This is a genomic window from Hyphomonas sp. FCG-A18 (assembly GCF_045287255.1).
Lineage (GTDB): Bacteria > Pseudomonadota > Alphaproteobacteria > Caulobacterales > Hyphomonadaceae > Henriciella.
Map to the genome: position 1 here is coordinate 635488 of NZ_CP137142.1, position 22928 is coordinate 658415.

Annotated in this window: 23 protein-coding genes; 9 read left to right on the plus strand and 14 right to left on the minus strand. The window is 55.2% G+C overall.

Features of this window, described 5'->3' with window-relative positions; genetic code table 11:
• The first annotated feature begins 649 nt into the window (after positions 1 to 649).
• The gene (locus tag RYZ27_RS03145; protein WP_406680904.1) at positions 650 to 1981 is read left to right on the plus strand and encodes a putative bifunctional diguanylate cyclase/phosphodiesterase; all 1332 of its coding nucleotides are present in this window, start codon (positions 650 to 652) and stop codon (positions 1979 to 1981) included.
• 54 nt (positions 1982 to 2035) lie between these two features.
• Here RYZ27_RS03145 and RYZ27_RS03150 read toward each other — a convergent pair whose 3' ends face one another.
• Positions 2036 to 3661 (minus strand): long-chain-fatty-acid--CoA ligase, encoded by a 1626-nt coding sequence (locus RYZ27_RS03150; protein WP_406680905.1) that lies wholly within the window; start codon positions 3659 to 3661, stop codon positions 2036 to 2038.
• Between the two features lie 125 nt (positions 3662 to 3786).
• On the opposite strand from RYZ27_RS03150, the gene RYZ27_RS03155 reads away from it, so the two are divergent.
• The 3 genes from RYZ27_RS03155 to RYZ27_RS03165 all read left to right on the plus strand — a co-directional run bounded on the left by RYZ27_RS03155 (position 3787) and on the right by RYZ27_RS03165 (position 6604).
• Entirely contained in the window at positions 3787 to 4803 is a 1017-nt protein-coding gene (locus RYZ27_RS03155; RefSeq protein WP_406680906.1) for a glycerophosphodiester phosphodiesterase family protein, read from the plus strand.
• Positions 4804 to 4806: 3 nt separating this feature from the next.
• Positions 4807 to 6003: an MFS transporter gene (locus tag RYZ27_RS03160; RefSeq protein WP_406680907.1), complete on the plus strand. Its 1197-nt coding sequence runs from the start codon at positions 4807 to 4809 to the stop codon at positions 6001 to 6003.
• Positions 6004 to 6163: 160 nt separating this feature from the next.
• Positions 6164 to 6604 (plus strand): glyoxalase superfamily protein, encoded by a 441-nt coding sequence (locus RYZ27_RS03165; protein ID WP_406680908.1) that lies wholly within the window; start codon positions 6164 to 6166, stop codon positions 6602 to 6604.
• A gap of 48 nt (positions 6605 to 6652) precedes the next feature.
• Here the strand turns inward: RYZ27_RS03165 and clpA are convergent, their stop codons facing one another.
• From clpA to RYZ27_RS03185, 4 genes are all read right to left on the minus strand, one after another.
• A complete protein-coding gene (clpA, locus tag RYZ27_RS03170) occupies positions 6653 to 8962 on the minus strand; it encodes an ATP-dependent Clp protease ATP-binding subunit ClpA (protein ID WP_406680909.1) in 2310 nt (769 codons plus the stop codon).
• A gap of 12 nt (positions 8963 to 8974) precedes the next feature.
• Positions 8975 to 9349, minus strand: coding sequence for an ATP-dependent Clp protease adapter ClpS (clpS, locus tag RYZ27_RS03175; RefSeq protein ID WP_406680910.1), 375 nt, complete (start codon positions 9347 to 9349; stop codon positions 8975 to 8977).
• A gap of 75 nt (positions 9350 to 9424) precedes the next feature.
• Positions 9425 to 9838, minus strand: coding sequence for a DUF1499 domain-containing protein (locus tag RYZ27_RS03180; protein WP_406680911.1), 414 nt, complete (start codon positions 9836 to 9838; stop codon positions 9425 to 9427).
• 115 nt (positions 9839 to 9953) lie between these two features.
• Positions 9954 to 10361 carry a phasin family protein gene (locus tag RYZ27_RS03185; RefSeq protein ID WP_406680912.1) on the minus strand — a complete coding sequence of 136 codons (408 nt, stop codon included), beginning with the start codon at positions 10359 to 10361 and terminating at the stop codon, positions 9954 to 9956.
• Between the two features lie 216 nt (positions 10362 to 10577).
• Here RYZ27_RS03185 and RYZ27_RS03190 point away from each other — a divergent pair, with 216 nt between their 5' ends.
• The 3 genes from RYZ27_RS03190 (at position 10578) to RYZ27_RS03200 (ending at position 13809) form a co-directional block, all read left to right on the plus strand.
• On the plus strand, positions 10578 to 11555 hold the full coding sequence (locus tag RYZ27_RS03190) for a D-alanyl-D-alanine carboxypeptidase family protein (protein ID WP_406680913.1): 978 nt from the start codon (positions 10578 to 10580) through the stop codon (positions 11553 to 11555).
• 63 nt (positions 11556 to 11618) lie between these two features.
• Positions 11619 to 12779, plus strand: coding sequence for a serine hydrolase domain-containing protein (locus tag RYZ27_RS03195; protein WP_406680914.1), 1161 nt, complete (start codon positions 11619 to 11621; stop codon positions 12777 to 12779).
• A 115-nt stretch (positions 12780 to 12894) separates the two neighbouring features.
• Positions 12895 to 13809 carry a hypothetical protein gene (locus tag RYZ27_RS03200; RefSeq protein ID WP_406680915.1) on the plus strand — a complete coding sequence of 305 codons (915 nt, stop codon included), beginning with the start codon at positions 12895 to 12897 and terminating at the stop codon, positions 13807 to 13809.
• Here the strand turns inward: RYZ27_RS03200 and RYZ27_RS03205 are convergent, their stop codons facing one another.
• Both RYZ27_RS03205 and RYZ27_RS03210 read right to left on the minus strand, forming a co-directional pair.
• Complete coding sequence (locus RYZ27_RS03205; protein ID WP_406680916.1) at positions 13810 to 14706, minus strand: division plane positioning ATPase MipZ; 897 nt, start codon at positions 14704 to 14706, stop codon at positions 13810 to 13812.
• A gap of 15 nt (positions 14707 to 14721) precedes the next feature.
• Positions 14722 to 15165 (minus strand): hypothetical protein, encoded by a 444-nt coding sequence (locus tag RYZ27_RS03210; RefSeq protein WP_406680917.1) that lies wholly within the window; start codon positions 15163 to 15165, stop codon positions 14722 to 14724.
• A 65-nt stretch (positions 15166 to 15230) separates the two neighbouring features.
• Between RYZ27_RS03210 and panC the strand changes: the two genes are divergently transcribed.
• Positions 15231 to 16100: a pantoate--beta-alanine ligase gene (panC, locus tag RYZ27_RS03215; RefSeq protein ID WP_406680918.1), complete on the plus strand. Its 870-nt coding sequence runs from the start codon at positions 15231 to 15233 to the stop codon at positions 16098 to 16100.
• Positions 16101 to 16114: 14 nt separating this feature from the next.
• On the opposite strand, the gene RYZ27_RS03220 is transcribed toward panC, so the two are convergent.
• From RYZ27_RS03220 to cysG, 6 genes are read right to left on the minus strand one after another with little or no spacing between them, the layout of a single operon-like run.
• On the minus strand, positions 16115 to 16858 hold the full coding sequence (locus RYZ27_RS03220; RefSeq protein WP_406680919.1) for a phosphoadenylyl-sulfate reductase: 744 nt from the start codon (positions 16856 to 16858) through the stop codon (positions 16115 to 16117).
• A gap of 4 nt (positions 16859 to 16862) precedes the next feature.
• Positions 16863 to 17354 (minus strand): DUF934 domain-containing protein, encoded by a 492-nt coding sequence (locus RYZ27_RS03225; protein ID WP_406680920.1) that lies wholly within the window; start codon positions 17352 to 17354, stop codon positions 16863 to 16865.
• Entirely contained in the window at positions 17341 to 18999 is a 1659-nt protein-coding gene (locus RYZ27_RS03230) for a nitrite/sulfite reductase (protein WP_406680921.1), read from the minus strand. The genes RYZ27_RS03225 and RYZ27_RS03230 overlap by 14 nt, the downstream gene beginning before the upstream one ends.
• Entirely contained in the window at positions 18999 to 19634 is a 636-nt protein-coding gene (locus RYZ27_RS03235) for a glutathione S-transferase family protein (RefSeq protein ID WP_406680922.1), read from the minus strand. The genes RYZ27_RS03230 and RYZ27_RS03235 overlap by 1 nt, the downstream gene beginning before the upstream one ends.
• Positions 19634 to 19939, minus strand: a complete 306-nt coding sequence (locus tag RYZ27_RS03240) for a DUF2849 domain-containing protein (RefSeq protein ID WP_406680923.1) — start codon at positions 19937 to 19939, stop codon at positions 19634 to 19636. The genes RYZ27_RS03235 and RYZ27_RS03240 overlap by 1 nt, the downstream gene beginning before the upstream one ends.
• Positions 19936 to 21339, minus strand: a complete 1404-nt coding sequence (cysG, locus tag RYZ27_RS03245; protein ID WP_406680924.1) for a siroheme synthase CysG — start codon at positions 21337 to 21339, stop codon at positions 19936 to 19938. Before cysG ends, RYZ27_RS03240 begins: the two co-directional genes overlap by 4 nt.
• Positions 21340 to 21460: 121 nt before the next feature.
• On the opposite strand from cysG, the gene gcvA reads away from it, so the two are divergent.
• Positions 21461 to 22396 (plus strand): transcriptional regulator GcvA, encoded by a 936-nt coding sequence (gcvA, locus tag RYZ27_RS03250; RefSeq protein ID WP_406680925.1) that lies wholly within the window; start codon positions 21461 to 21463, stop codon positions 22394 to 22396.
• On the opposite strand, the gene RYZ27_RS03255 is transcribed toward gcvA, so the two are convergent.
• Positions 22393 to 22878, minus strand: a complete 486-nt coding sequence (locus tag RYZ27_RS03255) for a TlpA family protein disulfide reductase (RefSeq protein ID WP_406680926.1) — start codon at positions 22876 to 22878, stop codon at positions 22393 to 22395. The two genes, gcvA and RYZ27_RS03255, sit on opposite strands and share 4 nt — an antisense overlap.
• Positions 22879 to 22928 lie beyond the last annotated feature (50 nt).

Genomic DNA, 22928 nt, shown 5'->3' on the forward strand with positions numbered 1-22928 from the left:
TCAGACGTAAATTGTTTCTGAACGGTGAGGGTAAACTCAACGCGAATGTTCAAACGTCGTTTTTACACCCTTCTCCTATAAGGGCACTATGGTGGGTCTGTCCGACAAAGTTATTAGTTTCCTGCACTTTATCAGCAGTTTGGTCGCTCTTCCTGAAAGCGCATCAAAGGAAGAGCAGCTTCGTGCAGACGCCTTGCTCCTGTGGCCCTTACTGTCTGGCCCCCTTGCTGGAATGATATTGATTCCAACAGCAATCAATAGTGGGTCTTCGCTATATTTGATGGCGCAGATTTTCACAGTTCTGGCGACCATGTTCTCGGCCGTTTTGATCCTGGTGACCCGGAACGTACCCTTCGTTGCAGTCTGGTTTACGGTTTGGGGGTGTGCCTCGCTTGCCTTGGATAGCGTTTGGAACGCGCATTTCCTGTCCCCGGGATTGCTGTTATTTGCACAGATGCCAGTGGCGCTATGCATGATGTTTCCCTGGCGTACGTGTCTGCGCATTTCATTCTTTCTGCTCCTCTGTCTTTCTGTGCTGTTTCTGGCATCTTTGTCACTCGGGGGGACAAATGAGAGCCATCTGTTCATCATGGCGTGCTGGGCTTCCTGTCTGGGTAGTGGCCTTTCGACGGCGGCCTTTGGGCGCTCAATGACCAGGCTGGCCTTTAAGCTTCGTACACGCCGCGATGAGCTCGAGCAGGTTGCTGCACGTGACCCGCTGACAGGGTGTCTGAATCGACGGGCCTTTGATGATCGCATGCATATTTCCGATGCCAGCATTGCCGAGACAGAGTTACTGCTTTGCTTGATCGATCTCGATCGCTTTAAGCAGATCAATGACCTTCATGGTCATGGGGTTGGCGACGATATTCTAACCGGCGTCGTCTCACGTATTGAGGATTTGAAGCTAGCGGGCATTGATCTTTACCGATTAGGTGGAGATGAGTTTGCGTTGGTTGGGGCAGCCGCTGGCGTGGATCTGGAGCAACTGGCCACATCTGTTGCCAATATTGCGGAAGATGTGTTTCCAACGCGGGCGGGTGATATCGATATGACAATCTCAGTCGGCCTTGCCACAGGCTGCCTGAAGCAAGAAAGCAGTGACCGAATTTATCGCTCTGCGGATATTGCACTGTTCGCCGCCAAGGAAAATGACACCCGCCGCTGGAAGATTTATGATCGTGACCTGTCAGACGAGCATGAGCGTCACGAGGCGGTTGTCCGTCGCCTTTATGCCAGTCTTGATAGCGAAGATTTTGATTATGTCGCTCAGCCGCAGATCGATATTGTCACCGAGAAAATTCGAGGCTTTGAGGTGCTCTTGCGCTGGACAGATCGTGAGTTGGGGTTTGTTTCGCCGGCGGAGTTCGTTCCGATTGCTGAGCGTATACGCGTGATTGAGGAAATTGATCGGCGTGTCTTTAAAGTGGCCCTGCGGGAAGCTTCGCACTGGCTAGAAGATGACATGAAGCTGGCTTTCAATATTTCGCCACGGTCGCTGGCCGCGCCGGATTATATCGATTTTCTGCGTGAGCAGCTTGCGCTGACAGGGCTCAAGCCTGAGCAGATTGAGCTTGAAATTACCGAGACCTCTCTTGTGGAGAATTGGGAGTTCATTCAGCGTCGCTTGGCTGAGGTCAAAGCCTTAGGGATTCGCCTGGCTCTGGATGACTTCGGAACGGGTTATTCGTCTCTAAATTATCTCTCGCGCCTACCGATTGATAAGCTCAAGATTGATCGGGCTTTTATCTCGCGGGCCTCAGACCCGGTGAACCGGCAGGTTCTGTTTGCTGTGATCAAGCTGGCGCGCAAACTAAACCTTGATCTCGTGGCCGAGGGGGTTGAGAGCGCAGCGCACTTACTGTTTGTTTCCGAGCTGAGGTGCCCAACAGTTCAGGGCTTCTATTTCTCAAAGCCGATACCGCGAACCCAGATCAAGACCTATATCAAAGAGACATCCGAGCGATTGGCATACGGGTAAGTCAAAGGGCCGCCAAAGTGGTGCATGACGGCCCTTCTCCAATGCGATCGCACTCTACGCGGTCGGCAGCGTATAGTCCTTGAACATTTCGCGTAGTTTCAGCTTGTTGATCTTGCCGGTTGCGCCAAGCGGGATTTCCTCAACGAATTGAACATCGTCTGGGGTCCACCATTTGGCGATCTTTCCTTCAAGGGAAGCCAGAATTTCTTCCTTGGTGGGTTCCTGACCTTCGGCGGCCTGAATGATCAGTAGAGGGCGCTCATCCCATTTTGGATGGTAGATGCCAATGGCGGCCGCATTGGCAACTTTTGCGTGGCCCACGGCAATGTTCTCGATGTCGATGGAACTGATCCATTCACCACCGGATTTAATCACATCCTTGGCCCGGTCCGTGATCTGCATCGTGCCGAACTCATCGATGTTGGCGACGTCGCCTGTATCGAAAAAGCCTTGATCGTCCAGTACATTGCCGCCATCGCCCTTGAAGTAACCAGCTGCAATTGCCGCGCCACGAACCAGTAATTTACCAGATGACTGTCCATCTCGAGGCTGTTCAACATTTTCATCATTGACGACTTTCAGCTCCACACCAAACGGCGGGCGCCCCTGCTTGAGTTTCTGGGTCATGCGGGTATCGATATCGGCATCCATCAGGTGCGGGGGTAGGGTACCGAGTGTGCCGAGAGGGCTTGTCTCGGTCATGCCCCAGGCGTGAATCACGTCGACCTCGTATTCGATTTCAAACGCGCGTAGGATATTTTCAGGGATCGCTGAGCCGCCGATAATCACCTTTTTCAGGTGCGGCAGTTTCAGGTTATTTTCCTGTAGATATTGTAGCAGCATGAGCCAGACAGTTGGCACCGCGGCCGTAATTGTCACCTTCTCAGTGTCAAGCAGTTCGTAGATCGATGCGCCATCCATCTGCGCGCCGGGCATGACCATGTTGGCACCCGTTGCCGGGCAAGACAGAGCCAGACCCCAGGCATTGGCGTGGAACATTGGCACGACAGGCAAGACGACATCATCAGCGCCCATGCCCATGGCATCCTTACTCATGGTCACCAGCGTATGCAGGACGTTAGAGCGGTGGCTGTAGAGGACGCCTTTCGGGTTGCCCGTGGTTCCGGACGTATAGCATAGGCCACAGGCCGTAGTTTCCGGGAAACCACCCCACTCGCATTCGTTTGAGCGGCCATCAATCCATAAGTCAAAGGCAACCGCGCCAACGGAGTTTTCCGGCATATCATCCGCGCCAGCGAAAATGACAAAGGTTTTGACGGTTTCCAACTTGTCTTTGATCGCCTCAATAATTGGTAGGAAAGTAATGTCGAAGATCAGGACCTTGTCTTCGGCATGATTGGCAATCCAGGCAATCTGGTCAGGGTGCAAGCGCGGGTTGATCGTATGCAGGACCGCGCCGATCCCCATTGTGCCATACCAGCTGGCCATATGTCGGGCTGAGTTCCAACCGAGTGTCGCGACACGATCACCAAGCCCAACACCCTCATCTTTCAGCGCGTTGGAAACCTGTTTTGAGACATTATACAGGTCGCCATATGTGGTACGGACAATCTCTCCGCCGACCCGGCGGGTCACAATCTCACGTGTTGGGTTGATGAGTTTTGCGTGCTCAAGGATTTTGTCGACCGTTAGCGGCCAGTCCTGCATAATGCCCTGCATAGGTTTCCTCCAGAAAACTGTCATGTTTTAGGCCCTTACGGGCTCTCTCTTATGTTGTAGGTTGGGGACGGATAATCGGCAAGCACGACCCCTGCGGAAAGCAGGTGCAAGAGATGGAGCAAAGTGTGAGACAGGTATATTTGGGTGTTATTGGGGGGCTGTGTCTGGCTCTGGTTGGGTGTTCCAGCGGGGAACAGGACACAACAGTGAATGTGGTTTCTAATGCGAGCGCTGAAACTGATATTCAGACCGCACCGGAAATCGTTTCAGACGTTATGCAGAACGCAGCGGTTGGCGCGTTTCAGGCAAGCGATCTGCCCGCTTTCTTTGATTGCGTGCGCGAGTCAGAAGGCATGCTGATCGCTTCGCATCGCGCGGGTCCGGCACCAGGTTACCCGGAGAATGCGTTGGAAACCCTGCAATATGCTCGCGCCGAGGCGACGATCCTGCACGAGATTGATGTTGCTGAAAGCCGTGATGGGGTCCTGTTCCTGATGCATGATCGCTCGCTCGGGCGTACCACGACGGGCGATGGCTTCGTCGCCGATACGGACTGGGAGACGATCTCTCAGCTCTTGCTGAAAGATAATGATGGGCAGATTACCAGCTTTAATCCACCAAAGCTCTCGGACGTGCTGTTATGGGCCAAGGAGAGCGGATCGATTGTTGAACTCGACAAGAAACCCACCACCAGCTTCCGTAACATTATCAGCCATGTTCGCGCCGCAGGGGCTGAGAATAATGTCGTGATCATCACGTACAATGATGATCAAGCCAAAGAGGTCGCGCGTCTGGCACCCGACCTGATGATGACGGCCGGAATTAATAGCCCGGAACATCAGGCCGAGCTAGAAGCGGCGGGTGTCGATATGACGAGAGTGATTGCCTGGATGGGAATTCGCGATCCAAACCCGCGCGCGTTTCGCGCCGTCGGGGCGCGTGGTATCGAAGTGGCCTTTGGGACACTTGGCCGCCCGGGGCAGCGTCTCGATGATGAATATCTGGCTGATGGTGATCTAAGCGAGTTTCAGGATCTGGCTGATGGTGGTCTGCACCTGTTGGCGACCGATGCGGTTTATGAGGTTGCTGCCGCACTAGACGCGGATGATCTGGCCATGCGGGAGTGCGGGGTTCAGAATTAGCGTTTGAAACAGCTTTCTAACTTCCAGGTTCTGTTGCTGGCCTTTGCCAGCGCGGTTGTCGTCGCCAATGCGTATTATCTGCATCCGATTATCTCTCTGATCGCAGATGAGTTCGGATTGAGCGATGGCATGGTCGGCATCATTCCGGCTTTCAATCAGATTGCTCTGGCGGTTGGTATTCTGCTTTTGCTGCCGCTGGGCGACCGTTTGAGTAACCGCTTCCTGACGGTCGTGACTGTGCTGGCGCAGCTTGCCTGCGTGATCATCATGGCTTTGGCGCAGCAGTTTGAGGTTTTCCTGATCGCCTCAACAGTCCTTGGGTTTGTCACCATCGCGCCTTACCTGCTGCCGGCCTATGTTTCAAAGCGGGTGCCCGCGGATCGACTTGGCTTTGTCATGGCGGTCCTGACCACAGGGATTATTCTGGGCATTCTCGTCTCTCGCGGTGGCTCGGGCGTGATTGCCGAGCATTTTGGTTGGCGGACCGTTTACATCATCGCTGTCCTTTTGATGTTGGGTGTTTCGGTCCTGTTGCCTTTTGTGATGGAGCCTCCGGCGCCGGATAAAGAGAGGCCGCGTCAGAGCTATGCCGCCCTGATCGCCTCCGTTTTCCGGCTGAGCGCAACACATCGGGGCATTCTCGTTTCGGGGATTATTCAGGCGCTGAATTTCGGTATTTTCATTTCGGTCTGGATGGGAATTGGCCTGCATCTACCGAGTGAAGAAATGGGTTATGGGGTCGATATGGTCGGCTATTTGGCTCTGTTGGCAGCGATCAACCTGTTTGCAACACCAGTCCTTGGCGCCTGGGCGGATCGAACCGGAGCCTATAAAGCGCGAGCCATTCTTGGTGCCGTTCAGTTCCTTGGCGTTTCTCTACTTTTAGTCACCGGGCACAGCTTATGGCTGATGGTCATCCCGATCATCCTGATGAACCTCACGGGTCCAGCAATCGATGTCACAGGCCGCATGACCTTCCTGAGCGAACCTGAGAAGATTCGTACGCGATTAATGACGATCTTTATCGTGCTCATGTTTATCGGAGGAGGTTTGGCGAGCTGGGCCGGGACTGCGTCCTACGCGGCTGGTGGGTGGACAGGCAATGCGCTGGTTGCGGTCAGCATGTCAGGATTGGCCTGTCTCCTGTCCTTCTGGCGCTGGCGCTTGGACGCCTCTGCGGTTGACGGCGAAAACAGATAAAGCTATCGGGCGGTCAGGTTGAGGTGCCTGCCGCTCACGGAACGCTGTGTTCTATGGTGAAGACCTCCCGGATTCTCCGGTTTCTCGCAGACCTTTCTTTCTGGTCTGGCGGCAATGTGAGCCCCGCCCTTTGCATGACCGATCATGAGAGGAGACTGCGATGATACCGCGTCCACGAACCCGTGCGCAGGCCAAGGCCCGCGCCAAACAGATCAAGGCAGAAAGCCCATCGCCAATCAGTCTGTCGGCGGCCCTTGAACAGGTCGCTGCCGATCTTGGCTTTCGCGACTGGAATACCGCTTCAGCCAGATTGTCGAATGAACCGGAGACGGGCTGGCAGGTCGGTGACCGTGTCAGCGGGCATTACCTGAAAAAGCCATTCGAGGGCCGCGTTCACGCTGTACGAGAGTTGCAGGGCGGGCAGGGCTATGAGCTGACCTTGCACTTTGATAGCCCGGTCGATGTCGTTGATTGGAAAAGCTTTTCCGCGTTTCGCCAGCGGGTCAAAATGCTGGTTTCTGCGCAAGGGCAGTCCTGGAATAAGACCAGTGATGGTATCCCGCATCTCATCGTCGAACGCATCGGCGCATTCGCGATTTAGACATGGATGAAGGAAAGGGCGAGTTGATCTCGCCCCTTCCATACAGGTTTAAACGGCTTCCGCTTGCCCTTTGCTTGGCTTTTTGCGCGGTTTGTCATCGACATATTTGAAGGTCAGTTCGTCCTTCTTCTTGTCGTGACCGATCTTGACCGTGCCGCCTTTGGCGAGTTTGCCGAACAGAAGCTCCTCAGCCATCGGTTTCTTGACGTGTTCGGAGATCACGCGGGCCAGTGGCCGCGCCCCGAACTCGCTATCAAAGCCGCGCTTGGCGAGCCAATCGCGTCCACCGCTGGACAGTTCGATGGTGACGTTGCGATCAGCCAACTGAACTTCAAGCTGCAGCACGAATTTCTCGACCACGCGCTCGATGATTTCCGGGGTCAGGCCACCGAAGGTGATGACAGCATCGAGACGGTTGCGGAATTCCGGCGTGAACAGGCGCTTGAGCGCTTCTTCCTGCTCGTCATCCTTGCGGCCCCGGCCAAAACCAATGGAGTTCTTGGCGGCATCCGAGGCACCTGCATTGGTGGTCATCACCAGAATGACATTGCGGAAGTCGACCTTGCGGCCATTCGCATCGGTCAGCGTGCCATTATCCATGACTTGCAGCAGGACGTTGAAGAGGTCCGGGTGGGCCTTTTCGATCTCATCCAGCAGGACCACAGAATGTGGGTGCTGCATAACGGCATCGGTCAGCAGGCCGCCTTCATCATAGCCAACATAGCCTGGAGGCGCACCGATCAGGCGGCTGATGGAGTGACGTTCCATATATTCCGACATGTCGAAGCGGTGCAGCTCAACGCCCAGAATTGAGGCGAGTTGCTTGGTCACCTCGGTCTTACCGACGCCGGTTGGTCCGGTGAACAGGTAAGATCCAATCGGCTTGTTCGGTTCACGCAGACCGGCGCGAGATAGCTTGATCGCAGAGGATAGCGCATCAATCGCTTCATCCTGACCGTAGACAACCCGCTTAAGGTCCGCCTCAAGCGACTTGATCGCAGCGGCGTCATCACGTGAGACCTGTTTGGGCGGTATGCGCGCGATCTTGGCAACGATGGCTTCAATCTCTTTGACACCAACAGTCTTGCGACGCTTGGATGCCGGGACGAGCCATTGTGTCGCCCCCGCCTCATCGATCACATCGATCGCTTTGTCCGGTAGCTTGCGGTCTGTCATGTAACGATGGCTCAGCTCAACGGCTGAGCGGATCGCATCATTGGTATAGCGCAGGCCGTGGAAGTCCTCGAAGACGGGCTTCAGACCTTGCAGGATTTTGACCGCGTCTTCGACATTCGGCTCCACAACATCAATCTTGCGGAAGCGGCGGGACAGGGCGCGATCTTTCTCAAAGTGCTGTTTGTACTCTTTGAAAGTTGTCGAACCCATGCAGCGCACTTCACCATTCTGAAGCGCTGGCTTGAGCAGGTTGGAGGCATCCATGGCCCCACCTGAGGTCGCGCCCGCGCCAATAATGGTATGGATTTCATCGATGAACAGGATGCCTTTTTCCTGCTCGCCAATCTCTTTCATGACGGCTTTCAGGCGCTCTTCAAAGTCGCCGCGATAGCGGGTGCCAGCGAGCAGAGAACCCATATCGAGAGACCAGATCACTGCGTCTTGCAGGATTTCCGGCACTTCACCATCGACAATCATCTTGGCGAGGCCTTCGGCAATAGCCGTTTTGCCAACGCCCGGATCACCAACAAGGATCGGGTTATTCTTCGAACGGCGGCACAGCACTTCAATACAGCGCTCAATCTCAAGCTGGCGTCCGATCAGCGGATCGATTTTGCCTTCGCGTGCTTTCTCGTTGAGGTTTACGCAATAGGCATCGAGCGCTTCATTTGCTGGCGCATTCGGTGCTTCATCAGCAGCCTGCTCAGACCCGCGCGGTGCATTGCTCTTGTCGGCCCCTGGAACCTTGGAGACGCCGTGGCTGACATAATTGACCGCATCATAGCGGGTCATGTCCTGTTCCTGCAGGAAGTAGGTCGCATGGCTTTCCCGCTCAGAGAAGATCGAGATCAGGATGTTCGCGCCTGACACAACATCACGGCCTGAGCTTTCAACATGCAGGACCGCGCGCTGGACCACACGCTGGAAAGCAGCGGTCGGCTGGACGCGCCCGGATGGGTTTTCCGTGATCAGGCTGGAGAGGTCTTCGTCAATATAGGTTTCCAGCGCGCCTTTCAGGGCCGGGATATCGACCTTACAGGCCGTCATCACTTCAACCGCATCTTCATCCTCGGTCAGGGCGAGGAGCAGGTGTTCTAGGGTTGCATATTCGTGATCGCGCTCTCCAGCAGCGCCCAGAGCGCGTTCAAGAGCATTTTCGAGACTAGGGGTTAAGCTTGGCATTGTGTGTATCTCCTAGTCTTCTTTTTCCATCGTACATTGCAGCGGGTGTTCGTGACGCCGGGCAAGGTCCATGACCTGCGCCACTTTGGTCTCCGCGACCTCATAAGTATAGACGCCGCATACCCCGACACCCTTTTGGTGAACGTGCAGCATGATCCGCATCGCCTGCTCCGGGCTCTTATTGAAGAACTGCTCGAGGATATGCACGACAAACTCCATTGGCGTGTAATCATCATTGAGAAGCAGCACGCGATACATGCTGGGTTTGCGTGTTTTAACGCGAGTCTTGGTGGCAAGTCCAAGACCTCCATCCTCATCCCCTGGAGTGGTCGGGCCATTCGGGGTTTCCGGGTCTGAAAGTGTTATGCGATCAATACGGAGTGACATGTGACTAGAGATAAGGGCTTGATGAGCTTTGTTAAGGGTTCGACTGATGCGGTCCACGATGCGATAACACTTTGCCTATTTTGTGGTCAGCTTTTCCAGAAGCGCGGTGACGCGTTTACGGTTCGCACCCAGGTCAGAATGACCAACGCGAGAGCGCGAATAGATGGCAAGGGTTGTCCCTGATTCGCCATCATTCGCTTCCGGGTTGGCCGGAAGGATCATAATGTCGACATCATCCTTGAAGCCTAGCAGAGGGGTTTTGGCGACGAACTTGAAGCGGTACTGCTCGGGGTCAGCCTGCACATCAATCCACCGTCTTTCCTGAGCGATCAGTTCGGCAAGGGTTGAGAATAAGCCACGTTCAGACTTTTCGAAAACCGGGGGTGCAGCATCGGGTGAAGCGCTTTGGCATAACCCATCAGGGGCGATCAGATAGGTGTTGGGTGAACTGGGGCGTTCTAAACGAATGAAGTCGAGATAATCAGCCATAGAGCGACTGTGACCGAAGAGATCACATTTGTCAGCGCTAAAAATATGAAAAGGGCCAACCAAATAGGTCAGCCCTTTCCTGCACGCTACAAACTATGGAGTATCAATTTATTGCTTAAGCTTTTGCGGCCTTAGCGGTTTTCTTGGCCTGCTTGGCGAGCGGTGCGAAAGCTTCACGCATAGTGTCAGCATAGAGCTCAGAAAGCTCTGAGAAGTTTTTCACACCCGCTTCGAAAGCAGACTTCATATAACCGGCCTGAATGGTCATCATGTCTTCAAGTGTGGTTGTCTCAGCCAGTTTCTTGCCGGTCTCAACACCCAGAGTCATTTGTTCTTTCATTTGTGCCATCATCGCTGTGCTGGCTTCCTGCATGCCTTTCATGGAAGCACGTGTGCTTTCTGTGGAGGCATTTACGGCATCCCGGGCGAAGGCACCCATTGTGTCATTCATTGGAAAAAACTTTGCCATGGCTTCTGGATCAAAAGATGCAAATGGCATTTGGAACGGCGTTGGGCTGGTCATTGGGAGAAATCCTGCTGTCTTGTCGTAAGGGCAATATAGAGGTTATTTTTCGCAAATGCAACAATTATTGTGCGCCGCACAATAATGCTAAAGGTTTAGGCAGCTTCCCGTAAAAAACCTAACAGAAAGCGGCTCTGTGTTTACCACTGGCTAACCTTGGTGAAAGACTTTAGGTATGTATCCGGGGTTGCCGGGCTTTTTTAGCGGAGGAAGACCATGGCGAACCCGTCAGCGGTTAAAGTGTTTCGAGTTTTTCTAGCCAGCCTTGGCTTCGCCTTGATGCTGGCAACACCTACAGCTGCTGCCGAGAAATACGCATCTATCGTCATCGATATGGAGACCAATGAGGTTCTCCACGCGCGCCACGCTGATTCCCCGCGCTATCCTGCATCGCTCACTAAAGTCATGACGCTTTACATGCTGTTTGATGCTGTAAAGGCTGGCGAGGTGCGCCTTGATGAAAAACTCCGGGTTTCACGAGCAGCCGCCAAGCAACCGCCAAGCTCTCTGCGGCTAAAGGTTGGTCAGACGATTACCGTGGCTGATGCTATCGATGCGCTTATCACAAAGTCTGCCAATGATGTCGCCGTTGTTGTGGCCGAGCGTTTGGGTGGGACCGAGTCCCGCTTTGCCACACTTATGACGGCAAAGGCCCAATCTATGGGAATGACCCGCACAACATTCCGCAACGCTTCTGGCTTGCCGGATAGTCAGCAACTATCGACCGCGCGTGATATGGCCATTCTGGCTGAGCGCATTCTCAAGGATCATGCTGGTTACTATGGCTATTTCGCCAAGACGCGGTTTAGCTGGGGGCGGAACACTTACAAGAATCACAATCGTCTGATTGGCACAGTCACAGGTGTTGATGGCATCAAGACCGGATATACACGGGCTTCCGGATTCAATCTTATGACCTCTGCCAAACGTCGTGGTCGCCGTGTGATCACGATTATGTTTGGCGGCTCCACAGCGCGTTCACGTGATCAACATGTTACTGATCTGGTCGAAGCAGCCTATCGCAGTTTTGAAGATAGTCCGACCGATCCACGCTTGCGGGCCCGGCTTCAATTCAGCAATGTTCAGCCACCGATTGATCCAAATGGCGCTGCTATGCCCGTTCTGAATGGTCAGGTCTTTGGAGCGACTAGCCCAGTGATCGCGCAGGGAGATGAGGGCTCGAAGGATAACTAGCGACTGCGGGCTGGTCGCATGGCTTGTGGGGCGTAAATAGACTCTATCTTCAAAGGGTGCCTTATGATCCGTTTACTCGCCTTTGTGCTTTGCTTTAGTTTTCTGTTCGACTCGGCCGCGGCCGCCCCAATTGACTATGATCGCTTAGATAAGCGCCTGGTTCAGCTTGCTGCTGAAGAAGACATTGTTGGCCTGGCTGTCGGCGTGATTGAGAATGGCGAGATTACCTTCACCCGCGGCTATGGCCAGAACAAGATTGGCGGTACGCCGATTACGGCGGATACCGTGTTTCGCTGGGCCTCTCTTTCAAAAGGCGTGGCTTCTTCTGTAACCGTTCAGCTGGCTGATGAGGGGGCCTTCTCCCTATCTGACACGTTGGGGCGTTTCAAAACGTCTCTGCGATTGCCGGGCCGGGGAGAGAGTCGTGCGACGATAGAAAACGTTTTGTCGCATATGCTTGGCATCGTGCCGAACGCTTATGATACGCGTCTCGAGGATGGTCGTGATCCAGCAGGGATACGCGTCAGTCTTGGCGCATTGAAGCCGACTTGCGGCGTTGGCCAGTGCCATACCTATCAAAATGTTGCGTTTGATGCAGTGTCTGAGGTGATTGAAGACGCAACAGAGCAGACCTTCACGGATATTGTTAAGGCACGGCTGTTTGAGCCGCTGGGCATGTCGAGCGCCTCGTTTGGTCGTGATGGTCTGATCCGCGCACCTTCCTGGGCGGAACCCCATCGTTTTCGGTATCGGACAAAGACTATGGAAAAACGCCCGGTTCAACAGTCTTACTACCGGGTACCGGCGGCAGGTGGCGTGAATGGATCAATTCGTGACCTAACCCATTTTGCGCGGGCTCAAATGGGGCTGGCTCCCGATGTGTTGTCACAAGCGGTTCTGGACGATTTGCATACGCCACGCGTCTATACACGCCGTGAGCAGTCCAGCATGAGTCGACGCTATGGTGGCCATTTGAGAGACGCGCGTTACGCTTTGGGCTGGCGGGTTTACAAATATGGCGAGGCAGGCACGCGTGTCGTAGGCCATCGCGGCGCTGTCGATGGCTACCGCTCGATGATACTATTCGACCCGGAGCGGGACAGCGGTGTCGTTGCTTTGTGGAACTCAAACTCGCGTAAGCCTGTCGGTATCCAGTTCGAGGTTATGGACATGGTTTATGGGCTGGCTCCGGTGGATTGGCTGGGTTTAGAAGGGGCTTCATAGCCGCCCAATGCCCTTGATAGGATTTGGCTATAAGATGTCTGCCTAATTACGATTAGAACGCCCTCTGCTCCGCTCTAGGGTCACCATCTGGTGCCGGCTGAGGAGGATAGGGGCGATGCAGCCAGACATGCTTGCGGATGATTTTGAAGGCTGTCCCAGTGACGAGCCCTATATCGCAGATCATTGGTATGTGGCGGCCCCATCGAAGAGGGTCAAACGTGGGCGCCAGTGCAAGCTCAAACTGTTTGGCGAAGACTATGTGTTCCATCGCGCGCCTGATGGAAACCTGAAGATTGAAGGGGGTGTGCGCCTCGCCATCGTTGAGCAACAGGATCTGATCTGGGTTTATCGTCCTTGTTCAAGCGGTGCGCGTCCGCGTCACACAGAACCGCCAACGTTTGATCTGCCGTCGGCAAAGGTTCGCTACTGCAAAACGGTTATCATTCCAGCCAGTCAGGATGATGCCGCCTATGGCCTGTTGGATCCTGCGCACACGCCTTTTGTACATAAAAGTCCGCTTTGGCGTGGGTCTGGCGTGCACAAGCTCAAAGAGAAAGTGTTTGAGCCGATCCCGTTTGGGTTTCGCATGGCCGGACATGCCCCCGTAAACTCAGACATATACAAGCTTATCGGTGGGCAGGTGCGCGTCTATATTGATTTCCGCCTACCCGGCTTGCGGGCAGAGTATATTCGCAATGCCAAGCATACGGTCCTGAACCTCTCAGCCCTGACACCAAAAGATGCGCAACACACCTATCTCAATCAAATCTTTTTTTGGGATACGCCTGTTCTGTCTGTCCTGCGCCCCATCATACCCCCATTTGTGAAGGGCTTCCTTCAGCAGGATGTCGATATCATGGCCCTTCGCCGAAAGAATGAAACCTATGGCGGAAAAGGCATGTTGCTCGGCGATTCTGACAAACAGTTTCAATGGTATATGAAGCTGAAAAGGGAGTGGCAGCAGGCTCGCATTGATAGCCGCCCCTTCGTGAATGCACTTGAGCCAGCAACCTTGCGCTGGCGGACCTAGTTAGAAGGCGATTTCAGCCCCAGCCAGTTCTGGCAGGCGGAGTGTAATCAGAAGGTCCCGCATTTCCTGACGCGCCGCGACATGGCTCATCGTGAAATTGATGTTGGAGCCTTTCTCCGTCAGGTCGAGAAGCGTCAAACCTGCCGGAAACAATTCCCGATAAATCACGCGTTCTGACAGGCCCGGTGCCAGTCGGAAACCGATCCGTTTGGCGAGATTTTCCAGCGCTTCGCCAACGCGCTGCTTATTGCGGGCTTCAAGCGAGGACATGCGGTTGCGCATTACAACCCAGTCGATCGGTTGGCGAGAGGTGCGGGCTTTTTCCTTCCGACAGTTCCAGACCATTTCCGAATAGAAGCTGGGCCGCAGAACTTTCAGCGTCTGTGGGTTCACATCGCCCAGCAGGTCGAAATCGACAAAGCTGTCATTCAAAGGCGTGATCAACGTGTCTGCGCTCATATGCGCCAGACGGGAAAGAAATGTATCCGTGCCCGGCGCATCAATGATGACAATTTCGCTGACTGCTTTCAGGCGCTCTAGCGAGGTGTTGAAGCGATCCGTGTCTTCACGTTCAGCCAGGTCCAGATCACGTTCTGTGCTGGCATCAACGCGAATGATTTCCGGCATCGGGATATCGGCACCTGTGGATTGTCGCCACCGCATGCGGTTTTCCAGATAGCGCGTCAGTGTTCGCTGTCGCAGATCCAGGTCGATTACACCGACCTTTTTGTCCATACGCATGAGAGCAATGGCGAGGTGCACAGACACTGTCGACTTGCCTGCACCGCCTTTTTCATTGCCAACAACAATCACCCGGCACGTTTTTGGTGCCGGGGTCTTGAGGGTGAGGGGCTCGCCGCCCTGATCACCAATCTGTCCATATCCGTCGGCTGGCATAGCCGGCTCCTAAACTCAGGCGGCCTGTTGTTCGCGCGCGTCTTGATGGCTGTACTCTTCGAACAGAAAAGCTGCATCGCCGCCAATTGTCGTATCCTGCGCCGCGATTGGGGCTTCAGGTTCACCATCGAACAGGTCGCTGTCATGCGTGGTGATGGCGCAAGGCATCTCTGTCGTTGCCGCAACCGGGAAGGGGGTAACCCCTGTAATCATGTCGAGTGTCTCGCGCAGACCACCAAGTGCGCCCGACAGCTTGCCCATGTCCGCTGCGAGTGCACGGGTTTCGCGTTGCAAGGCATCAGCCTGATCAAACAACCATGCATCACCATCATCAGGTATCGGCATTTGTGCTGGCTCAAGGTTGAATTTAGGCTTGGCGACGCGCTTGCCCTTTGTGTAAAGGGTTACGCGGACTGCAGTAAGCAGTGTTTTAAGGCGGGTGACGACAGAGTTTCTCATACCTTAAGAATTCCGTTCAAAGAGTTAACAGGTCGTTTACGACTCTCGTTTCAGGCGAAATTTTCATGAAGAAAAAACCGGTCCTTGTTCGCACCCTCAAAGACCTTCGGGAAACCCTTGCCCCATACCGCCGCGAAGGTCGAAAAATCGGCTTTGTGCCAACCATGGGGGCCTTGCATGACGGGCATATCTCACTGGTTGAGCTTGCAAGGGAGAAGAGCGATGTTTCCGTTGTCAGCATCTTTGTGAACCCGACCCAGTTTGCCGAAGGCGAGGATCTCGATACTTATCCGCGCACGGAGGAGGCTGATATTGCCCGATTGGCGGCGGTCGATACTGACATCGTCTACCTGCCCAGCGTTGAGGAGATGTATCCTGAAGGCTCCGTGACCAATGTTCGGGTTGAGGCGCTTTCAGACTTGCTTGATGGCATATATCGACCGCACTTCTTCTATGGGGTTGCAACCGTGGTTGCGCGTCTTTTCATCCATGTTCAGCCCGATGTCGCAGCCTTTGGGCAAAAGGATTACCAGCAGCTGCAGATCATCCGTCGCATGGTGCGCGATCTTGGCTTTCCGATTGAAATCCTTGGCGGGGAAACCGTGCGGGATCCTGATGGCCTCGCCCAGTCCTCTCGAAATGCTTATCTCAGCGCTGAGGAACGCGCGCAGGCCAATGCGATCTCTACGGCTTTGAACCGGGCGGCCAAGCGCATTGAACTTGGCGTTTCTGTCCGTGATGCCCTGACCGAGGCACGCAGCATGATCGAGCAGGCAGGTTTTGATAGGCTCGACTATGTCAGCGCTGTGGACCCAGAAACCTTGCAGGACTTGCCTGATGCGCCGGTTGCCGAGGGCTATGAAGGGCGCCTGCTCGCCGCAGCATGGATGGGCAAGACGCGCCTGATCGATAACCTTGGTTTCAAGCGCTCTTGAGTGAAGCGTAAGGCCTAAAATACCCGCGGGCGCTCGTTCTTCTCAACGTGCAGGCCACACTCGCTTTTGTCCTGACCAGCCCAGCGACCTGAACGGATATCGTTCGGGTCTTCAGCAGGCTTCGTGCAAGGCCAGCAGCCAATGGATGGATAGCCTTGGGCAACTAGCGGATGCTTGGGCAGGTTCCGGCGCTTGAAATAGGCCTGAACATCTTCCTGGGTCCAGTTGGCGAGCGGGTTCACTTTGAAGCGTCCGCCAGCATGCTCAAAGACAGGCAGGGACATGCGCGCACCGCCATGGAAGCGTTTGCGCCCTGTAATCCAGGCATTGAAGCCTTCCAGAGCGGGCTCAAGCGGGCGCACCTTGCGCAGGGCACAGCAAGCATCCGGATCGGTTTTCCAAAGCGTGTTCTTCGGGTCTTCCGCCAGTCGCTCATCTTCAGCGGGTGGGATGTCCCGAACATTTGAGAGACCAAGCCGTTCAATCAGCTCGTCTTTATAGTCAATTGTCTGCGGGAAATGCATGCCGGTCTCAAGGAAGACAATTGGCATATCCGGATCGACATCCGCGATCAGCGCCAGCATCACCGCGCTTTCGGCGCCAAAGGAAGAGACATAGGTCATCTCACCCTGCCACTCACGCAGGATTGAAGCGCGCAGAATGGTCTGGGCCGAGGCATCGCGCAGCTCATCATTGAGCCGCTTCAGGCGCGCTTCCACATCTTCATCAATGTGCAGACTGATATCGCTATACGCCATGGCTTCAGGCCTTCTCGTGACGCCTTGCGAAAACAGAACCATTTCCATCCGCAGCGGGCTGATAAAACGCCGAATACTCTTTCAGCGCTTCCATCACTCCAGATAGGTCAGCCCGGGCCGTGGAATAAGCATCAAAGCCTGAACGGTTCATATAGAGAATCTGATCTCTCAGGACGTGACCGACCGCGCGCAGCTCTCCGGTATAGCCTAAACGGCGACGCAAAAGCTGGGCCTGCGAGTAACCACGCCCGTCGGTATATTTCGGGAAACTGATCTCAATCAAAGCGATCCGGTCAAGGTGAGGTTCGAGATCATGCGGGTCATCGCCGGGTTCCAGGCGCACGCCAATTTGCGTATTGCGCGCCAGCAAGCTGTCGCCTTCATCAATCAGCCGGGTCAGGGAAACACTGACGCATCCTGTTGTCGGTACAGGTTCTTCACCCTCAACAAAGGCCCACATATCTTCAATCTCGGCCCCGTCTTTAATCAGCGGCATAAACGGCCTCCTTGAACGGCTCATGGCCGACGCGTGTCAGGGTATCGATGAATTTCTCGTCCTGGGCTGTGCGCAGGTCGCGATAAGTGTCGATAATTGTCTTGATCGCGCCGGGGACTTCCTCAAAGCGCAGGGCCTTGCCCATGATGTCACCAATCGCGGCTTTCTCGTCGGCGCGCCCGCCTAAAGAAATCTGATAGAATTCCTCACCTTTCCGGTCGACGCCGAGAATACCGATATGGCCGACATGGTGGTGGCCACAGGCATTGATACAGCCGGAAATATTGATGTGCAGTTTGCCAATATCGCGCTGATAGGCCGGGTCGGCGAAGACTTTCTGGATTTCCTGGCCGACCGGGATCGAGCGAGCATTGGCAAGGTTGCAGTAATCAAGGCCCGGACACACGATCATATCGGTGATCAGGCTTTCATTCGGCGTGGCGAGGCCAGCGGCGTCCAGCTCACGATAGACCTCATAGAGATCATCAAGCGCAATGTGTGGCAGGACGACATTCTGAGCATGGGTCACGCGCAGGTCATCAAAGCCATACGTCTCGGCAAGGTGGGCCATCACCATCATCTGGCTGTCTGTGGCATCGCCTGCGAGCCCGCCAATCGGCTTCAGGCTGATGGTGACGGAGGTATATCCGTCAACCTTGTGTGGATGCAGGTTCACGGCTGCCCAGTTGGCAAAAGCCGGATCAGCAATCTTGGCGCGTTCAAACGCTTCGCTGGTTGCGGGTTTGTCGGCGAAGGCAGGTGGCGTGAAGTAGGCGTGAATGCGATCAATCTCAGCCTGGGGCAGGGTGATCTTTTCAGCATCGCGTTGCGCGGCAAACTCTTCTTCCACCAGACGCGTAAACTCTTCAGCGCCTGTTTCGGTGACGAGGATTTTGATCCGGGCTTTGTACTTGTTATCGCGGCGGCCAAAGCGGTTATAGACCCGCATGATCGCCTCGAGATAATCGAGCAAGTCCGCCTCTGGCACAAAGTCATTGACGAGTGTGGCGATCACCGGCGTGCGGCCCTGACCGCCACCAACATGAACCTCAAAGCCAACCTTGCCGTCACGCTCGCGCATATGCAGGCCAATATCGTGAACCCGGATCGCTGCGCGGTCATGCTCTGCTGCGGTGACGGCGACTTTGAACTTACGCGGCAGGAAGGCAAATTCCGGGTGGAACGTGCTCCACTGGCGAATGATCTCACACCATGGTCGCGGGTCCATCACCTCATCGACAGCAGCGCCCGCAAAGTGGTCGCTGGTCGTGTTGCGGATACAGTTCCCGCTGGTCTGGATGGCATGCATGTCAACTTCGGCGAGTTGCTCCAGCACATCCGGAATATCCTTCAGTGCAACCCAGTTGAACTGGATGTTCTGGCGGGTCGTCATATGGCCATAGCCGCGATCATAGTCGCGCGCGATCACGGCCAGCTTACGCATCTTGTTGCTGTCGAGCTGGCCATAAGGAATGGCAATGCGCAGCATATAGGCGTGCAATTGCAGATAGACACCGTTCTGCAGGCGCAGCGGCTTGAACTCATCTTCCAGAATGTCTCCGGACAGGCGGCGTTCCACCTGAGAGCGGAACTGGCTGACGCGATCCTTGACGATCTGCGCATCAAATTGATCATAGCGATACATTACAGAGTGATCCCTTCTTTGGGGTTCGCATGTCCGATAGAGAGGGCGCCTTCAACGCGGCTGACCCAGCGCTCAACATTCGGGAATTCAGAAATATCAAAGCCGCCTTCATGAGCGATGCGCGTATAGGCAACGAGCGCGATGTCCGCGCAGCTCAGCTGGCTTCCAACCAGCCAGTCAGTCCAGGTCAGTTGCATTTCCATAACGCCCAGAGCCCGGCGACCCTTGGCCATCAGGTCCGGGTCAATCTGATCATCCGGCAGGTTCAGATAGTGCTTCTTGAACCGGCGCACAGCAATGTATGGCTCATGGGAATACTGTTCCCAGAACAGCCAGCTATTCATCTGTGCGCGCTGGAAATCATCTTCCGGAATAAGGTCTGATCCTTCAGCCAGATACAGCATGATTGCATTCGATTGTGGCAGCGCGCGGCCATCGGGCCACCGCGCCAGTGGGACTTGCCCAACCGGGTTCAGCGCAAGAAACTCTTCAGTCTGTGTCCCGCCATTTAGAATATCGACCTCCACCCAATCATGGTCGATGTCCAGATAATCGGCCGTCCAGCGCGGTTTCTGGCAATTACCCGAAATGCTGTCGCCATAAAGGGTGAGCTTGGTGATCTCGCGTTCTGACATCAGACAATAATTCCATAGGGCACGGTCGGGCCATTGGCGCGGATGCTCTCGCGCAGGGTTTCACGCCCGGCAATCTTTCCGTCTGCGGTGACTTCCATGAAGTATGGATCGGTCACATTGCCTTCTTGTGTCTTGGCGTGGGCGAGGGCCTCTTCGGCCTCATCCCCGGTAAACGCGGCAATATCAGCCGGGTCTTCACTCCAGCCGCGATCTGCCGTCATCCAGACATTCTGTCCGGTTCGCGTGCGCCAGGCCGTAATGGCTTTCGGGGTTTCAGGTTTCAGTTTTGGACGAACAGAGGTCATGCAGCGGTTTCCATAGACAGACGGGCAAGGGCTTCGGCGGGAATGGCGCTGACCTCACCAATGATCAACAGGGCAGGGCCTTTAATCCCGGCACGCTCAATCAATTGAGGCAGTTCGGCCAACGTGCCATAGGCACGGATTTCATTCGGGCGGGTGCCATTCTCGATCACGGCAACCGGGGTTGAGATGGCGCGGCCTGCATGGATCAGCTTTTCGGAAATGATCGGCGCCGTGCCGACCCCCATGAAGACAACAACTGTCTGGGCTGGTTTGGCAAGGGCCTGCCAGTCCAGATCAGGGACATCGCCGGATTTGGCATGCCCGGTCACAAAGGTCAGGGTCTGAGCGTGATCGCGATGGGTCAGGGGTAGACCAGCGCTTGCCGCGCAACCCAAGGCTGAAGAGATACCCGGCACGACTGTGGCTTCAATATCGGCTTCGCGCAGGGCTTCAACTTCCTCACCACCGCGTCCAAAGATGAACGGGTCGCCGCCTTTCAGGCGCACAACGCGTTTGCCTTCGCGCGCGGCCTTGATCATCAGGGTGTGAATATCTTTCTGGGGCACCGTGTGATTGGCTTTGGCTTTGCCGACCGAAACGCGTTCAGCATCCCGGCGCACAAGATCCATAATCTCGTCACTGACAAGACGGTCATGGAACACGATGTCGGCATTCTGGATCAGACGGAAGGCTTTCAGGGTCAGAAGTTCTGGATCACCGGGGCCTGCGCCAACAATATGAACAGGACCGACTGTGTTCGTATCCCCGGCATGTGCTCTAAGTAGCGCTTCGAGTGCTCTGCGTGCCCCTTCCAGATCCCCTTGAAGCGCCAGTTCGGCGGGCTGACCGTTTAGCGCAGCTTCCCAATACTGGCGTCGTGCCATCTGTGTATCGAGGGCCTCATAAACAGCTGGGCGGAAGTCGCGGGCAAGCTCTGAGAGCGGGCCCATAGTCTGTGGCATCAGGGTTTCGAGCTGTGTGCGTACGCGCTTGGCCAGGACGGGCGCTGCACCGCCTGAGCCGACAGCGGCGACCAGTTCGCCACGTTCCAGAATGCTCGGCACTGTGAAATCACACAGCTCCGGATGGTCAACGACATTGATGGGAACACCATACTCACGCGCCCACATCACCGATTGCTCTGTATTGGCCTCAACCCGGCAAGCAATAATAGCGAATGCAGAACGGTCGAGCGCCTGTCCGGCCATATCGCGCGGGGCGATGATGATGCGGCCAGCAAACTCCTCGGCAAAGCCCGGTTCAATCTCGCTATCAATGATGACGGTGATGGTCGCTGTGGTCTTGGCAAGCAGACGCACTTTACGACGCGCTTCCTCACCGCCGCCAAAGACAACGACATGAGCATCATCAGTATAAAAGAACGCTGGAAAGAGGCGCATCACAATGGGTCCATTTTTCTGTGTTGCCGCAGAAATGAGCGCGAGAGGGCTTTACGACAAGCGCAAGGCTCTTATTCCATCCTTTAGAGAAACTACACTCAAACTGTGATGAAATGAAAATATGTCCGATTCAAATGATCGCCTCCCCCCGCTAAACGCCTTGCGTGCCTTTGAAGCTGCGGCACGGCGGCTGTCTTTTACTAAGGCGGCGGATGAACTGGATGTGACGCCCGGAGCGATTTCTCAGCATATTCGTCAGCTCGAAGAATATGCAGGAACGCCTCTTTTCAAGCGGACCGGGCGGAGTGTTTTGCTGACCGATGCGGCGCAGGCGGCTTTGCCTCTGGTGCGTGAAGCCTTTGATCAGATTTCGGAAGCTGGACGCATCATGCAGGCCCCGGCACGCAAAGGCCGGGTCATGGTTTCAAGTGCGCCGAGCTTTGCTGCCAAGTGGCTCGCCCCGCGATTGGACCGTTTCCACAGCGCCCATCCTGGTGTTGAGGCATGGGTGAGTGCTGATAGTGGGATTACCGATTTTACCACTGCCGATGCAGATTTCGCCATTCGCTATGGCGGCGGCGACTATGAAGGCTTGAAGTCAGAAAAACTGCTGGATGAAACGGTCCTTCCGGTCTGTTCGCCACAGCTGCTCGAAGGTCCAGATGCCATTCGCAAGCCCGCTGATCTCGCCAAACACACTTTGATCCATGATGTCAGCGCAGAAGTTGACCCATCTTGCCCGGATTGGACGAGCTGGCTGAAGGCCCGTGGGGCCGGGGCACAAGTCGATGGTGAGCGTGGTCCGCGTTTTAATCAGTCAGCCCTTGCGATTGAAGCAGCCGCAACCGGGCGCGGGGTCGTGCTGGCAAAGCGCGCCATTGCGGCAAGCGATATTGCCGCTGGGCGCCTGATCGCGCCATTTGCAGACGGCTCTATCAGCGTTGATTACGGTTATTGGCTGGTCTGGCCGAAAGGGCGTCACCTCAGCGAGGATGTTCGCGCGTTTATCAAATGGGTTCGGGCTGAAGCTGTGGCCAGTGAGGAAGTTGGCGTCTAGTTATTCATGGGCGCAGGGCAATCGGGACCTTGTGGTTTGCGTTTGCCTTGCGGTGCACGGAGCGCGAGGATTTTCGCGAGCTTCAGGCGGTCTTCCATATCTTCCCGGCTAAGCACGCGCATAAAGCAGGTGATCGGTTCGCCATTGTCGGCTGCTATGACCACAGCAATGCCGGTTCGCCCGCCATACCAGTCCCAGAGGTAAGCCGCCTTGTTTGCCGTCGCCAGCCGCATCGCCCGGTTATGGGTGTTGATGATGTCGATCTGATCGGCACCTGACCGGGCAGCGGTCATGTCGAGGTTGACTATCTCAATCTCACCTTCTGGAAAGTTGGAAACAGCCTCAGCCATCCTTGGGTTCAAAACCTGGCAGTTTGGGCACCAGTCAGCGGTAAAATTGATAATTCTCAGGATCGGCTCAGCTTGCGCTGAAGCGACCATCACTAGAATTGCAGATATACACGCAACAAACCGATACAGCACAAACGCTCTCCCATCACTAAGCTCGTTAGCATGACGCACCCAAGTGTGTA